The organism is Alphaproteobacteria bacterium (genome assembly GCA_040216735.1).
Lineage (GTDB): Bacteria > Pseudomonadota > Alphaproteobacteria > SHVP01 > SHVP01 > CALJDF01.
Map to the genome: position 1 here is coordinate 728,362 of JAVJOO010000002.1, position 13,672 is coordinate 742,033.

The 13,672-nt window shown below is 64.7% G+C and carries 18 protein-coding genes and 1 tRNA gene; 13 read left to right on the forward strand and 6 right to left on the reverse strand.

The annotated features are described in order from the left end of the window. Positions 1 to 18: 18 nt before the first annotated feature. The 8 genes from hemC (at position 19) to RID42_04785 (ending at position 5,865) form a co-directional block, all read left to right on the forward strand. Positions 19 to 957 carry a hydroxymethylbilane synthase gene (hemC, locus tag RID42_04750; GenBank protein ID MEQ8246971.1) on the forward strand — a complete coding sequence of 313 codons (939 nt, stop codon included), beginning with the start codon at positions 19 to 21 and terminating at the stop codon, positions 955 to 957. Beyond that, positions 954 to 1,661 carry a uroporphyrinogen-III synthase gene (locus tag RID42_04755; GenBank protein MEQ8246972.1) on the forward strand — a complete coding sequence of 236 codons (708 nt, stop codon included), beginning with the start codon at positions 954 to 956 and terminating at the stop codon, positions 1,659 to 1,661. Before hemC ends, RID42_04755 begins: the two co-directional genes overlap by 4 nt. A gap of 134 nt (positions 1,662 to 1,795) precedes the next feature. Then, positions 1,796 to 2,965, forward strand: a complete 1,170-nt coding sequence (locus RID42_04760; GenBank protein MEQ8246973.1) for a mitofilin family membrane protein — start codon at positions 1,796 to 1,798, stop codon at positions 2,963 to 2,965. Positions 2,966 to 2,968: 3 nt separating this feature from the next. After that, positions 2,969 to 4,405 (forward strand): heme biosynthesis HemY N-terminal domain-containing protein, encoded by a 1,437-nt coding sequence (locus tag RID42_04765; GenBank protein MEQ8246974.1) that lies wholly within the window; start codon positions 2,969 to 2,971, stop codon positions 4,403 to 4,405. A gap of 55 nt (positions 4,406 to 4,460) precedes the next feature. Beyond that, a tRNA-Thr gene (locus RID42_04770) sits at positions 4,461 to 4,536 on the forward strand. A 237-nt stretch (positions 4,537 to 4,773) separates the two neighbouring features. Continuing rightward, positions 4,774 to 5,256: an ASCH domain-containing protein gene (locus RID42_04775; GenBank protein ID MEQ8246975.1), complete on the forward strand. Its 483-nt coding sequence runs from the start codon at positions 4,774 to 4,776 to the stop codon at positions 5,254 to 5,256. Beyond that, positions 5,235 to 5,492 carry a GIY-YIG nuclease family protein gene (locus RID42_04780; protein MEQ8246976.1) on the forward strand — a complete coding sequence of 86 codons (258 nt, stop codon included), beginning with the start codon at positions 5,235 to 5,237 and terminating at the stop codon, positions 5,490 to 5,492. Before RID42_04775 ends, RID42_04780 begins: the two co-directional genes overlap by 22 nt. A 67-nt stretch (positions 5,493 to 5,559) precedes the next feature. Continuing rightward, entirely contained in the window at positions 5,560 to 5,865 is a 306-nt protein-coding gene (locus RID42_04785; GenBank protein ID MEQ8246977.1) for a DUF1330 domain-containing protein, read from the forward strand. Here the strand turns inward: RID42_04785 and RID42_04790 are convergent. Beyond that, positions 5,848 to 6,144 carry a 4Fe-4S dicluster domain-containing protein gene (locus RID42_04790; GenBank protein MEQ8246978.1) on the reverse strand — a complete coding sequence of 99 codons (297 nt, stop codon included), beginning with the start codon at positions 6,142 to 6,144 and terminating at the stop codon, positions 5,848 to 5,850. The two genes, RID42_04785 and RID42_04790, sit on opposite strands and share 18 nt — an antisense overlap. 103 nt (positions 6,145 to 6,247) lie before the next feature. Between RID42_04790 and RID42_04795 the strand changes: the two genes are divergently transcribed. From RID42_04795 to RID42_04805, 3 genes are all read left to right on the forward strand, one after another. Next, the gene (locus RID42_04795) at positions 6,248 to 6,766 is read left to right on the forward strand and encodes a cell wall hydrolase (protein MEQ8246979.1); all 519 of its coding nucleotides are present in this window, start codon (positions 6,248 to 6,250) and stop codon (positions 6,764 to 6,766) included. Between the two features lie 63 nt (positions 6,767 to 6,829). Continuing rightward, entirely contained in the window at positions 6,830 to 7,246 is a 417-nt protein-coding gene (locus tag RID42_04800; protein MEQ8246980.1) for a RidA family protein, read from the forward strand. Then, entirely contained in the window at positions 7,243 to 7,911 is a 669-nt protein-coding gene (locus RID42_04805) for a hypothetical protein (protein ID MEQ8246981.1), read from the forward strand. The genes RID42_04800 and RID42_04805 overlap by 4 nt, the downstream gene beginning before the upstream one ends. Here RID42_04805 and RID42_04810 read toward each other — a convergent pair whose 3' ends face one another. Further along, on the reverse strand, positions 7,912 to 8,790 hold the full coding sequence (locus RID42_04810; protein ID MEQ8246982.1) for an alpha/beta hydrolase: 879 nt from the start codon (positions 8,788 to 8,790) through the stop codon (positions 7,912 to 7,914). Between the two features lie 95 nt (positions 8,791 to 8,885). Here RID42_04810 and RID42_04815 point away from each other — a divergent pair, with 95 nt between their 5' ends. Next, on the forward strand, positions 8,886 to 9,755 hold the full coding sequence (locus RID42_04815) for an NmrA family NAD(P)-binding protein (protein MEQ8246983.1): 870 nt from the start codon (positions 8,886 to 8,888) through the stop codon (positions 9,753 to 9,755). A gap of 48 nt (positions 9,756 to 9,803) precedes the next feature. Continuing rightward, positions 9,804 to 10,646, forward strand: a complete 843-nt coding sequence (locus tag RID42_04820) for an alpha/beta hydrolase (protein MEQ8246984.1) — start codon at positions 9,804 to 9,806, stop codon at positions 10,644 to 10,646. Positions 10,647 to 10,650: 4 nt separating this feature from the next. Here the strand turns inward: RID42_04820 and RID42_04825 are convergent, their stop codons facing one another. From RID42_04825 to RID42_04840, 4 genes are read right to left on the reverse strand one after another with little or no spacing between them, the layout of a single operon-like run. Further along, a complete protein-coding gene (locus RID42_04825) occupies positions 10,651 to 11,019 on the reverse strand; it encodes a hypothetical protein (GenBank protein ID MEQ8246985.1) in 369 nt (122 codons plus the stop codon). Then, positions 11,016 to 12,185: a VacJ family lipoprotein gene (locus RID42_04830; GenBank protein ID MEQ8246986.1), complete on the reverse strand. Its 1,170-nt coding sequence runs from the start codon at positions 12,183 to 12,185 to the stop codon at positions 11,016 to 11,018. Before RID42_04830 ends, RID42_04825 begins: the two co-directional genes overlap by 4 nt. Positions 12,186 to 12,197: 12 nt before the next feature. Then, on the reverse strand, positions 12,198 to 13,016 hold the full coding sequence (locus RID42_04835) for a tetratricopeptide repeat protein (protein MEQ8246987.1): 819 nt from the start codon (positions 13,014 to 13,016) through the stop codon (positions 12,198 to 12,200). Positions 13,017 to 13,026: 10 nt separating this feature from the next. Further along, the gene (locus tag RID42_04840) at positions 13,027 to 13,650 is read right to left on the reverse strand and encodes an ABC transporter substrate-binding protein (GenBank protein MEQ8246988.1); all 624 of its coding nucleotides are present in this window, start codon (positions 13,648 to 13,650) and stop codon (positions 13,027 to 13,029) included. Positions 13,651 to 13,672: the final 22 nt, after the last annotated feature.

Sequence of the window (13,672 nt, forward strand, 5' to 3'; positions counted from 1 at the left end):
TGGACTACACCCGTGTTCGTGACGCGGCAAGTAGCCTCACCTTTTCGTATTGGAACACGCGGATCGCCGTTGGCCTTGGTCCAGGCGAACGCCGTGCGCGATCGCCTGATCGCGGTGTTCCCGGTGCTCGCCGAGCGAGGCGTCGCGATCGAGGTCATCAAGACTACCGGCGACCGGGTTCAAGACCGCAACCTTGCCGACATCGGCGGAAAAGGGCTGTTCACCAAAGAAATCGAAGACGCTCTCCTGGGCGGCGGTGTCGATCTCGCGGTCCACTCGCTCAAGGATATGCCGACGGTTTTGCCGCCGGGCTTGGTGCTGGCGGCGGCGATGCCGCGCGAAGATCCGCGTGATGTCCTGTTGTCGAGCGATGGCCGGGCGTTGATGGACCTGCCGCGCGGCGCGGTACTGGGGACATCGTCGCTGCGGCGCCGGGCGCAGGCGCTTCATCTTAGGCCCGACCTTCAGGTGATCGATTTTCGCGGTAACGTCGAAACTCGGATCGGCAAACTACGGGACGGTGTGGCCGACGCAACGGTGCTGGCACGGGCCGGCCTGAATCGCCTGGGCCGTGCCGACGTCGTTGCAGCAACGCTTGAGCCGGAGGATTTCCTTCCGGCAGTGGCGCAGGGGATCGTCGCCGTCGAATGGCGCGAAGACCGAGAGGACCTGGGGCCGATCGTGGCCACACTCGTCGATCCGGCGACACAACGGTGTGCGGATGCCGAACGCGCGGTGCTGTTCGAACTCGACGGGTCGTGCCGAACGCCGATCGCCGGCTATGCTGTCTATGACCACGGCGACCTATGGCTGCGCGGCTTGGTCCTTGCGCCCGACGGCTCGGCTGTCTTTTCCGGCACCCGCCGCGGGTCGGCCCACGACGCAGACCGGCTCGGACGCGATCTTGGCCAGGAATTGCGCGCGCGGGCCGGCCATGTCTTGCTGGCGTTGCGATGAGGCTTCTCATTACCCGGCCGCAACCGGACGCCGGCGAAATAGCGACTGAACTCGAGCGGCGGGGTCATCGATGCGTGATTGCCCCGCTGATGACCGTCGTGACCCACGCTGTCGATCTCCCGCTTAGCGGCGTCCAGGCGTTGCTGTTGACCAGCCGCAACGGCGTCCGTGCGCTCGCAGCTGCAACCCCGCGCCGCGACATCCCGGTTCTCGCGGTAGGGCCCGGTACCGCTGCGGCGGCCGCGGATGAAGGATTTTCGGTCGAGGCCGGGGCGGGTGATGTCGCCGCGCTCGGCTCCCTGGTGCGCGCTGCTCTCAAACCGGGGGCGGGGCCGCTCCTGTGGATAACCGGTAAGCATATACGCGGCGACCTACGGGCCGACCTGCGGGCCGCCGGATATGACGTCGCCCGGCACATCCTTTACGATGCCCAAACCGTCTCGGCGCTGCCGCCGTCCTGTGCCGCCGCATTGCAGGCGCACGAGATCGATGGCGCGTTGTTTTTCTCGCCGCGCACGGCGCAAACGTTTGTGAGGATTCTGGCCATGGCCAGCCTTGAACCCACTGTAAAATCGGTAACGGCGTTCTGCCTCAGCCCTGCGGTCGCCGCTGCGCTTGCAAGCCTGCCCTGGCAGAGGATTGAAATCGCCGGGCGGACCGACCGGGACGCCTTGCTCGATCTCGCCGGTGGACCCGCTCCATGACGCAGACGCCGCGGCAGATGCGCAAGCATGCAGGCGAGAGGCCGGCCGATACAGATGCCGCACGAAAGCCTCGGGGACGAGGGCCCACTGGCGGGCTGCGCCGCGGACCTTCGCGAGCAGCGTTATTTGCCGCGATGATCGTGGTTTTCGTGGCCGGATTGTTCGCCGCACCCTTTGCCCAATATTACCTCGGACCGCGCCTAGCCGAGTTATCTGGAATTGCCGAGTTGGCTGCCGGCGGATCCGATGTTGCCGATTTCAACCGGCTGCGCGCGGTCGAGGCGCGTACCGACGAACTTGGCCGCGAACTCCAGTCGATCGGGCAAACGGCGGACGACGGCAGCGGGGCTCGGATCGGCGCCCTGGAAAACGAACTTGGGCTGTTGCGGCAAGATCTTGCGTCGCTGACCGAATTGACCGAACGCACCGCCGCTCTCGAGACGAGCGCCGCGTCGCTTGCGGCGCTCGACTCCCGTCTCGCCGGGCTGGAGGCGCGGCCGCTGGATACCGCCGGTGACGACATCGCAGGCGTAAATGCGCGTTTGGCCGATGTCGATACAGCACTTGAAGCCGTCCGCGGCGAAAGCGAACGGCTCGCGGCAACCGTCGATGCGCTCCAGCTAAAGCTTGCGGAGGACGTTAAGAGCGCGCTTGCCTTGGTCGATAGTCGCTTGGCGGCGGTGGACCAGTCGCGCGGTGTGGACCGGGCGCTGGCGGAAACGGTCGATGACCTGCAGGCGCGGACCAGCGTGTTGGAGGGTGCTGTCGATCGTTCCGAAGGCCGTATGGCGCTGGCTGCGGCAATCGGCGCCTTGCGGGGCGCGGCGGAACGCGGCCGTCCCTTCGAAGCTGAACTGCAAACCGTACGCGCCCTGACGACTGAACACCGGTCGCTGCAACAATTGGACGGCCCGATCGAGACGCTCGCCCGGAGTGCGGGCACCGGTCTGCCGAGTTTGGTCGGCTTGCAGCGATCGTTCGCGGTGCTGGCCGGCCGCGCCGCGCGCTCGGCGTCAACGGGCGACGTCGGTTGGATCGGACAAACGCTGAACCGGGTCGGGTCGTTGGTCACCGTGCGGCGTACCGGGGAAATCTCCGGGCAATCTCCCGAGGCGGTCGTGGCGCGGGCGGAGGTTCGGCTGCAGGAGGGCGACCTTGCTGGCGCTGTCGCCGAAATGACGACGTTGGAAGGGCAGTTGCCAGAAAACGACGCCTGGTTGGCCCGGGCGCGGCTCCGTCTCGCCGCCGAGCGGGCACTGGACGCCCTCAACGCCGGACTCGTTGCAATCGGCGGGGCGGGATAGCCCATGTCGCGGGCCATCCTCGCGTTTGTTTTCCTCATCGCGCTCGCCGTTCTCGCCGCGTGGATCGCCGATCGACCCGGGCAGCTCGGACTGGACTGGCAGGGGTACCGGGTCGAAATGCCGGTGGGCTTGGGTCTGGGCGTCGCCGTCGCGCTGATGCTGGCCGCGGCGGTTGCCTACCAGGTCTGGCGCTGGGTCCGCCGGGGTCCAACCGATCTTGCCGCGGCCCGCACGCGCCGGCGCCAGAACCGAGGCCAGCTCGCGTTGACCCGTGGGATGGTGGCCGTGGCCGCTGGCGATCGCAACGCGGCATTGCGGTTTTCGCGCGAGGCCGAGCGCTACCTCGCGGAAACCCCGCTGACGATGCTGCTCGCGGCGCAGGCGGCTCAGCTTGGCGGCGACGACAAAGCGGCGCGGCGCTACTTCTCGGAGATGCTCAAGCAGCCCGAGCTGGAGTTCCTTGGGTTGCGCGGTTTGGTCGGGCAAGCCCATCGCAGCGGCGATCGCGCCAACGCGTTGACCCTGGCGCGCCGGGCTTACGCCCTCAATCCGCAGGCACCGTGGGTACTGTCGGCGCTGTTCGACCTCGAAGCGCGCGCCGGCAATTGGCGCGAGGCAGAGCGCATCGCGACCCGTGCCGTCGCGGCCCGTGCGCTGGGCGAAGCCGAAGGCCGCCGCCGTCAGGCGATTGCCGGCCTGCACATCGCCCGCACGCTGCGCGATGACGGCGACCTCACGGGTGCTCGCAAGGCCGCACTCAAGGCGCAGGCGCTCGAACCTGGGCTACTCCCCGCGACTTTACTTGCGGTCGAGTTGCTGGGCGCCGCCTGCAAACGCCGCCGCGCCCTACACCTGATCGAGCAAGCCTGGGAGATGGCGCCCCACCCCGAACTCGCCGCGGCCCACCGGCGCCTGTTCGCCGACGACGATTCCCAGGCCTACCTCCAGCGGCTCGAACATCTCGTCGGTGCAGACCCACAACAGGACGAGGCGCGGCGCGCGCTCGCCGAGGCTGCACTCGCGGCCCGGCAAACCGAGCGCGCTGCCAAGGTCTTGGGCGCCCTCGCGGACTCACCGGATGCGGCCGCCCCCCTGGTGCGGCTCAAGGCCGAGATCGAAGAACGCGCCCATGGCCCGACCGCTGCCCGGCCTTGGCTCACACGCGTCGCCGATGCACCGGAGCCCGGCTGGACTTGCAACGTCTGCGCCCATCGCCACGACGCCTGGGCGGCGCACTGCGACCATTGCGAGACCTTCGATTCGCTGCGCTGGGGCGTTCAAGACGGGGTCGAACTGGTTAAACCCGATTTCGTCGGGCATTTGCCGGTTGTCGACGACTCAGTGGCTCAGGTTGAAAGTCCGGGGCCGGCAGCGTTGCGCACACCCCCGCCGCGTACCGGCGACACCGATGACGATCCGCCGATGCGGGCCGCCGGGTGACGTTGACGCCTCCTGTCGCTCCGGCGTAGTTTGCGGACAGTTTGGACGGTCCCGTGCCGCTGTAGCTCAGTTGGTAGAGCAACGCATTCGTAATGCGTGGGTCAGGTGTTCGAGTCACCTCAGCGGCACCATCTCCTTTGTGTGCGATTTCCCCTAGCGCTGCTCGTCAGCAGGTGGCGACCGTGGGCAGTCGTGCGTCCATAGGGTCGACTCAGTGAACGTTCGCGCCTCCGCCCGTTTCAGTGCGCCGCGACCGATGGGTGTGGTCCGCACAGTTCCGTAGGGGCGGCCTCGGCTGCACCGCGGGGTGGCGCAGGCGATGTGGCATCCGCCATACTGGTGGGTGCCGCAACCAAGAGGACGATGCCATGCCCGCCGCCCAACCAACCGATGCCCAACGTCAATCCTTCCTCGCCGCCGCGGCGAAGGCGGTGCCCGGACTCGATGCCGGGACGTCGCAGCGCATCCGTTGTATCGGTTGGGACCAGACGACCTCCGAGACGATCGCCCAACTGGTGGTCGACGGCGAGAAGGTCGGAACGTTTTCCCTACCGTGGCTGCATGCCGCCCACCCCGATCAAAAGCCGGAGATCGGCGAGTTCATTATCCAAACGACCTACGACGGGGTCCCAAAGGCGCTGCTGCAAACGGTCGCCTTGGAACTCGTGACCTTCAAGGATATCGATGCGTCCTATACCGCGCTGGACGGGCCGGGCGTACGCGATCTCGAGGTATGGCGCGGCGTGCATACGAAACATTGGAACGGCCTGCTCGAACCGCACGGCAAGAACGTCGCCGCCGACATGCCTGTCGTGGTCGAGCGTTTTGTGTGCGTCTATCCGAACGCGTGAGTTGCTTCGTCTACGTCCTGCGCAGCACCGGTAACAGTCCCAAGACCTATGTCGGCTGGACCAACGACCTGGATAAGCGGTTGCGAGCGCACAACGAGGGATTGGGCGCGCGCGCGACGCGCGGTCGCTCTTGGGAGTTGATCTACGTGGAACGATTTACCCAACGCGGCGAGGCGATGAGCCGCGAGTGGTACCTTAAGCGCGATAAAACCCTGCGTGCCCAGTTGCGCGGCTGACCGATACCGCCGCTTCAACCGAGATGCTTGTATTAGACCTTTGCCAAAACGAGAACGGAGTTCCTCGATGCCCGCCTATATGTTTGTCCGCGTCAAAGTTACCGATCCCAAACGGTTTGCCGAATACGGCAAAGCGGTGGCGCAGCTCGTGCCGAAGTTTGGCGGCAGGTACTTAGCGCGCGGTAAAGTCGCCGCCGTCCTCGAGGGGACCTTCGATACCGCCGAGGGGACGCTGATCGCCGAATATCCATCGGTCGAAAAGGTCAAGGAGCTTTGGGCATCGCCGGAATATGCGGAGATCAAGAAACTGCGCGAAGGCGCCGGCGAGGCACACGTCATCGTCATCGACGGTGAATTACCCGGCGCGGATTAGCGTAATCGCGTCTTCCGGGCAGGAGTCGACGCAATGGCCACAGGCCCGACAGTCGTGGGCTCGCGTTGCAAAGGCCTGTTTGCCGCCGTGCGCGACCAACTTGAGGCGGGTGACAAAAGATAGGGCGCGCCGCTCCGGCCCGGTCAGTTTGCGGATGTCGAACACGTCGTAAGGACAAACCGCCGCGCACACGGCCTTGCCCTCGCAAAGCGCCGTGTCGATCTGCGGCACGAAGGTTCCTCGCGGCTGTTGGCAGGCGTCGTCGGCGGGCTCTTTCATGGTTCCTCAGCGTACACCGGCAAGGGCGTTCGTTCGACGTGCCCCTGCACGGTCACCCGCGTGCCGACCCGAAAATGGCCACATTCGGCCCAATAATGACGCCATGGACAATCTGCCGCTCCGGATTCGCTTGAGTATTGTGGCCGTCGTCGGCCTCCTCATGGCGGGCGGCATCGCCGCGCTGGCCACCGAATCGCCCGACCCTGCAATATCCGCCGCACAGACCTGCTTGGCCCAGGCGATCTACTATGAAGCTCGCGGCGAACCGCTCAGGGGACAGTATGCGGTGGCCTCGGTCGTTTTGAACCGCGTTGACGATCCGAATTATCCCGACGCGGTATGCGCCGTGGTCTTCCAGGGCGCCGCGCGCCGAAATGCCTGCCAATTTTCCTTTGCCTGCGACGGGCGCCCGGACCGGCCAGCACTCGATCGCGACTGGCGCCGGGCGCTGCGATTGGCTGGGCAGGTTCTCGCGGGGCTACGACCCGATCCCACCGGTCGGGCCACGCACTATCACGCCCACAGCGTCGATCCGGTTTGGGCCCGGGACATGACCCACACGTTGTCCATCGGCGGTCATCGCTTCTACCACACGCGGCAATCCCTGCTCGCCAACCGCTAACGGGTTTTTCGCCGGTCTCGACGGATCGGCTGTACCATGGGGCGTATCGAACGGGAGGGATGCATGGCCGATTGCAACGCCTATCGGATCAGTTTCGAGAACGACCAGATCCACGAGCGCTCGCTATTGTCGGCGGGTTTTCGGGTCGGCAACATGATTTATATTTCGGGCCAAGTTGCCGTGAACGAGGAACGCACTATCGTCGGCGTCGGCGATTTCAGGGCGCAGGTGCACCAAACCTTCGCCAATATCAAACGCATTCTCGAAGCCGCCGGGTCTAGCTTGGACAAGATCGTCCATACCACGACCTACGTCACGGATATCGAAACCGCGCGTAAGGACTGGCTCGATCTGAAGAAGCAGTATTTCTCCTTTCCTTATCCGGCCGGCACGTTCGTCGAAATCAGTCGACTCGGCAGCAAAGAAGCGATGATCGAGATCGACGTGATCGCGCTTGTCGAGGGCGAGACGATCGCGTGACGATGAAGCTGCTGTTCAGCGGCAATGACTACATCCACAAGGTACTAGTCGTCGCCCACGAAGCAGGCGTGCTCGATCGTCTCGAATATGTCGTCAACAATCCAGTCGGTCCCGACGACATCATTTGGGGCTACACGCCGCTCGGTAAACATCCCGTGCTGGTGGTGGAAGACGGGCTGACGCTGTATAGCGGCTTGTTGGTATGTGAATACCTCGACTCTCTCGGCCCGGGCCCACGCCTTTTTCCGCAAGATGAAACCCGCTGGCGGGCGCTCACCCAGATGGTGCTCGGCGATGGATTGTTCGACGCGGTCTCAGCCCTGTCGATCGATGCGCTCAAGCCTGCGCCGGAACGGGCGGTGGCCGGCATGCAACGCAATCGCCGCCGCATCTTTGCCACGCTGGATAAAATGGAAGGCGATGCCGCCGCGTTCACCGACGATGTCTTTCATATCGGGCACATATGTTTTGCGGGCGGGTTGTCATTTCTCGATCTGCGCAGCCCGTTGCAAAAACTTTTGATCGACCCTGCCGACGCGACGTTCGATTGGCGCACCGGTCGGCCCAAGCTGAACGCTTGGTTTGATCGTGTGATCGAGCGTCCGTCGTTGCAGCTGCGTCCCGCCGATCTCGGTGTGATCGGCACCGAACGTCCCAAGACCTGACTAACCGTCCTTAAGCATCGCGCGGGCGGATGTCACCCACCCGTGGTCGCGATCGCCTTGGGCGAGGTTCATCGCGTAGTGATCGAGGCCGGGGTAGACCGCGTGCACGACGTCGGCTCCGGCGGCTTCGAGGGCGGCGACCATGCGCGGCCCGGTTGCCAAGACCGGCGGAAAGTCCTGTTCCCCATAAGCGATAAGAAACGGAGGCGGGGCGCCGCCAACATTGTTGAGCGCACTTGCTTCTTGCGCGTCGGTGTCCCGGGAAAAAAGGAAATCGCGATAGGTGATGCCGCGGTTGCCCGGTGCCAGATCGGTGTTGCGCAGCTCGAAGGACGCGCTGGTCGGCAGACACCCTTTAACGATGTCCTCCGGCAGGCCGTACGTCGGGTACTTGTCCCTTCGAAGCGCCAGCAGCGCCGCCAGGGTGCCGCCCGCCGACCACCCGGCGACGTGAATGCGCGCCGGGTCGCCGCCGTGCGCGGCAATGTTAGTCCATACCCACCGGAGCGCAGCAAAGGCGTCGTCCAATGGTGCGGGCCATCTGTGATCGGGAACCAAGCGATAGGAAACCGAAACGAATACGGCCGGCAGGTCGACCAATGCGGGGGCCATGAAGCCGTTCCATTCCTTGTATCCGTGCGCCCATGCCCCACCGTGGAAGAACATCAATACCGGCGCCTCTTTGGTTGCCGGTAACCCATAGATATCGAGCTTCTGGTCCTCGTCTTTCCCAAAGGGTACGTCCATCGTCGGTGCAAGCAGCGCCGCAGCGGCCCGCGAGCGTTCCAACGCGGTCGCCGCGTAGCGTTGGGCGGTCTCGGGAACCCGTGTGTTTTGGGGTGTTCGTGGCGGTTGCGGTCGAAGCGAATCGAAAGCCATACCCAATTCCTTAGCACGAGGGGCGGGCAGGAACACCTCGTGCATTGTGCGTCGGCCTTGGCCTGTGGTTCGATGTCTTTTGGGAGGAGTATCGCGTGATTGTATTTGTCAGCGGCGCCGGTGGCCGCACCGGTCTATCGATTGTGCCCGCACTCACCGCGGCTGGGCACACTGTCCGATTTCTTACCCGCCAAACCCGCTACGGGGGTCCACTGTCTGATCTACAAGGAGCCGATCCGGTGGTCGCCGATCTCGGTAGCGACGCCGAAATTGCCCGTGCGATGGTCGACGCCGAAGCGGTCTACCATATCCCGCCCAACATGCATCCCAACGAAATCGATTTCGGCAAACGGGTTGTCGCGGCCGCCAAGTCGGCGGGCGTCGCGCACGTCGTTTATCATTCTGTACTGCATCCGCAGGTGCAGGCCCTGACCCACCATTGGAACAAGTTATTTGTCGAAGAGGCGTTGATCGAATCGGGTCTGCCCTACACCATTTTGCAACCCTCGTCGTATATGCAGAATACCGCGGGCGATTGGGCGGGGATTGTCGAGCGCGGCGTCCATACGCTGGCATTCTCCGCAACCGCCAAGCTCAGCCTAGTGGACCTCGATGACGTGGCAGCTGTGGCGGCACAAGTCGTTGGCCAGTCCGATCATTTTGGTGCCATCTACGAACTCGCAGGTCCGGCGATGCTGTCGTGCGAGGACAAGGCCGCGATTCTGTCGACGGTGCTGGGAAGGCCTATTCGTGCCGCACAGGATTCCGAAGAGACATTTCGCCGCAAAGCCGCCGCCGCTGGCATGCCGCAGCATGTGATCGACACCCGCGCGCAAATGTTCGCGCACTACGACACCCAAGGGTTGCCGGGAAACCCCAATGTCCTGCGGTGGCTGCTTGGCCGGTCGCCGACGACCTACGAACAATACGCCCGCCGCGAGTTGCTCCCGCGTCTGTCCCGATGACCGTGTCGGTGGCCGCTATCCGACATCCTTCCTAATACGGAGACCCTGATGCCCGACTTTGTTGAAAAGCGATTTACCGCGCGCGACGGCCTCAGCCTCTACTACCGCGACTTCCCGGGACCGCCAGGCAAGACACCGGTCCTGTGTTTGTCGGGCACGACCGGTAATTCGAAGCAGTACGAAGACATTGCGCTACGGTTGCGCGCGCAACGCCGCGTCCTGTGCATGGATTGGCGCGGGCACGGGCGCTCGGACTACGATCCCGACTGGGAGCATTATTCGTTTTTCGTCGACCGCGACGACGTGCTCGATTTGCTGGCTCACGAAGAACTCGACCGCGTGCTCATTGTCGGGACGTCGCTGGGCGGGATTGTGACCATGCACATTGCGCTCGAACGACCGGAAGTGATCGCGGGCGTTGTCATGAACGATGTCGGGCCAGTGATTGGCGCGGGCGGGCGCCAACGGCTCCACGACAACATGGGCAAGCCCATGGTCTTTTCCAGCTACGAAGAGGCGGCGGCGGCGCAAAAGGAGCGCGCCGAGCGCGGCTTCACCTTGAGCGATGCCGAATGGCTCGCCCGTACCAAGCAGACCTTCCGCGAACGCGATGGCAAGATCGTTCCCGATATGGATCCGGTTTACGGCAAGGTGTTCCGGTCGCGTAAACGGCCGCCCGATTGGTGGGATAGCTGGACCGCGATGAAGGACACGCCCGTTCTCGTGGTGCGCGGCGCCGTCTCGGACATCCTCGATGAGGAGGTGCTTGCAGAAATGGCGCGCCGTAAACCGGATATGCGCAAAGCCATTGTGCCGGGCCGCGGCCATTGTCCCAGTCTGAGTGAGCCCGAAGCGGTCGCGGCGATCGACGACTTTCTCGCGGGCCTTTAGCGGTCTAGCCCTCGGCGCATTGCGCGATCATCAGGGTGAGACCGGCGGGCCGTTTCGGGATCCCGATATTTGTCAGCTCAGTCTTAATCGCGGCCCGGAAACTCGTCGGCGTTTCTTGGCGCAACACAACTTCCCATTCGCCGTTGCCTTCGATTCGGCCTTCTACGGCGCCAGCAACAAATTCGTAGCGCCCGTTTGGATCGCGGGTGCGCAGCCCGTGTTCAACGCAATGGCCAACTGCTTCGAAGTCGCCGCTTAAGCGAATCGACTCGTGTGGTTTGGTTTCCTCCAACGGTTCGTGCAACGCCGTGCAGGCTCCCAGGAACAACAATCCGGCCGCAAGCGGCGAACGAAACCGAAGCCGGAGCATCACTCGAACGCACCGAATGCGTCGTCGGCGGCACTGGTGGTCCGCGCCTCCCCCTTCGCTAACGCAACCGCCCGCTCTTGATAATAAGCCGCGCGCAACGCCGCGTAATAGTCGAGCGATCCAGCGCGCAGTTCGTCCAGTGGCTCAATTAATGCTTCGCGCCGAACGATGGCTTCGGTGCTGCGAATCGCAATGCGCGGATAGGTGTCCACAAGGTACGTCAGCGGATCGAGGAAGTTGTCGACAACGAGGCCGACGCTATGGCGGACCGTACTCGGGCCAAACACCGGGAGCACAATATAGGGACCGCTGCCGACGCTGTAGCGGTTGAGGGTCTGGCCGAAGTCGGCCGGGTGATGCGGCATCCCGAGCCGGTCGGCGACATCGAAAAATCCTAGGATGCCGACCGTCGAGTTGATGACAAAACGGCCGCCGGTCGTCACCGCCCCGCGGTCGTCGAGTTGAAGAACGTCGTTGGCGAATCGAACCGGTCCCCGCAGGTTGCTGAAAAAGTTGCGCACGGATTGTTTGACCGGGTCGGGCGTTACATATCCATACCCGAATGCGATGGGCCGGATGAGAAAGCGGTCCAGGACATCGTTAAAGGCAAACACCCCGCGATTGAAACTCTCGAACGGATCGTTGATCGCGGCGACTCCGGACGGCGCCGGGATTTCAGCCGCGTCGGCCGGTTCGGTTTGGGATAGGGGGGCCGGCACCGATGTTGCTGCAATGAGGACCGGTGCCGGTCGGGTCGGCGCGGAGGCTGGTTGGGCGCCACCTGCGGCGGCGAGGATCGCCGGTGCGAAGGCCGGATAGCTGGTCGCGGCGGCGCTGAGGATATCATCACGCAAACCGGGCGCGGCACCGATCGAGGCCACGACGATCTCGCCGGCATGGGCTGGGTCGGCGGCGATCGCCCCGACGACGGTCGAAATAATCGACAGCTTAGCGGCTTGGTCGGCTTTGCGCACGACCTGTACGCTGCCTTGGCTGTCGCGCAGATCGCGCGACAGCGCGCTGCTTTGCGCCCCGGATGCCGCCGCTTGTTGCAGGATCGTCGCAATCTGCGTGGTCACTTGCTGGGCAGTCGTACTCTGGGCCCAGCCGCTCCCGGTCGCTGCAACGACACCGACAACAACGCCAAGCGCTAATGCAAATCGACGCATGGTATGCAGGCCCTATCGGTCGCCGGCGAGGGGACGAAACTGCGCGACGAACATGTCGACGCGCCGGACGGTGTCGGGGTCGAGCGTCTGGATCATCGCAGCGCGCGCTTCGACGGCGCGCGCCAGTCCGCTGCGGGCGGCGAGCGAGGTCCAATACAACGCCTTCTGGGAATCCGACGGCACCCCTTCGCCGCGAGCATAGCGTTGACCCAACGCCGCTTGCGCGGGCGCATCGCCCTGGAGCGCGGCGCGGCGATACCAGTGCGCGGCCCGTGTGAGGTTCTGAGTGACGCCGTCGCCGTCGCGGAAGGCGCGTGCCAGGTTGTATTGGGCGCGGGCATTACCAAGGCCGGCGGCACGTTCGAATAGCCCGACGGCCCGCTCGCCGTCGGGCGCTACGCCGAGTCCGTAGCTGTACATCTTGCCCAACGTATAGACCGATCGCGCGAACTTTTGATCCGCCGCGCGCTCCAACCAACGGACTGCCTCGGCGTAGTCCTGGGCAATGCCGTCGCCAGCGATCAGACTATTGGCGAGGTTGTGGATCGCCGGCGCGTAGCCGCGTTCGGCGGCGACCCGCCACCACCGTACGGCGGCTACAGGGTCTCGGGCGACCCCACGGCCCTGGTCGTACATGATGCCGAGGTTGTATTGGGCTTGGACGTCGCCCGCGTCCGCGAGCGGCTGCCAAAGCGTGATCGCCCGCGCGAAGTCGCCCCGCTGGAATGCCTCCCAACCCGGCCCGACGTCGGCTGCCGCGGCACCGGCGTAGAGAGTTGCCGCGCCCACGGTCGTCACGATCAAGGAAACTAGCCGTTTGACCCCGTACATCGTCGCTCCCCTAACTGCGTGTCGCGGTTGCGGACAGTTTCGAGGCGCGCGCGCGGAGGACTTCGATCAGGCCGTTCACCCCGTTGCGGGTGACGACCGAGGCAAATTCCGAGCGTTGCGTCAGGGCCATGCTGACCCCGGCGACCTCGACGTCAATGATTTTGAACCCCGCCTCGGTCGCGCGGACGCGCCAGTCGGCGTCGATCGGTGGGCCGCCCGCGCGGTCGATCAGGGTGCGGACGACGGTGTCGCGCTCGCCGGCGGCGCGCTCACCGACGACCGCCAAGCGTTCGCCGGCGTAGCCGCCCAAACGGCGGGAGTAGGTGAGAACGAGGAAATCTTCAAACAGCGCGAGATAGTCGGCTTGTTGGTCCGGCGTGGCGCGGCGCCAACTTTGGCCAAGGACGAAGCGGCCGATGAACGGCACGTCGAAGTTCTGGGCCAGAACCTGTCGGAACTGCTGCTCGCGCTGCTCCAAACTGCCGGAGGTCGACTGCAAGATGACGATCGCCTGCTGCCCGAGCTCGGCGATAAACTGCGACGCGCTTGGCTGCGCTTTCGCGGGCGCCGCGCCGCTCACTATAAGAACGGCCACGATCGCGGACAGGAATGGGCGCAAGAAATAGGCGTACACGGGAATCTCAAACCGCTGCAAT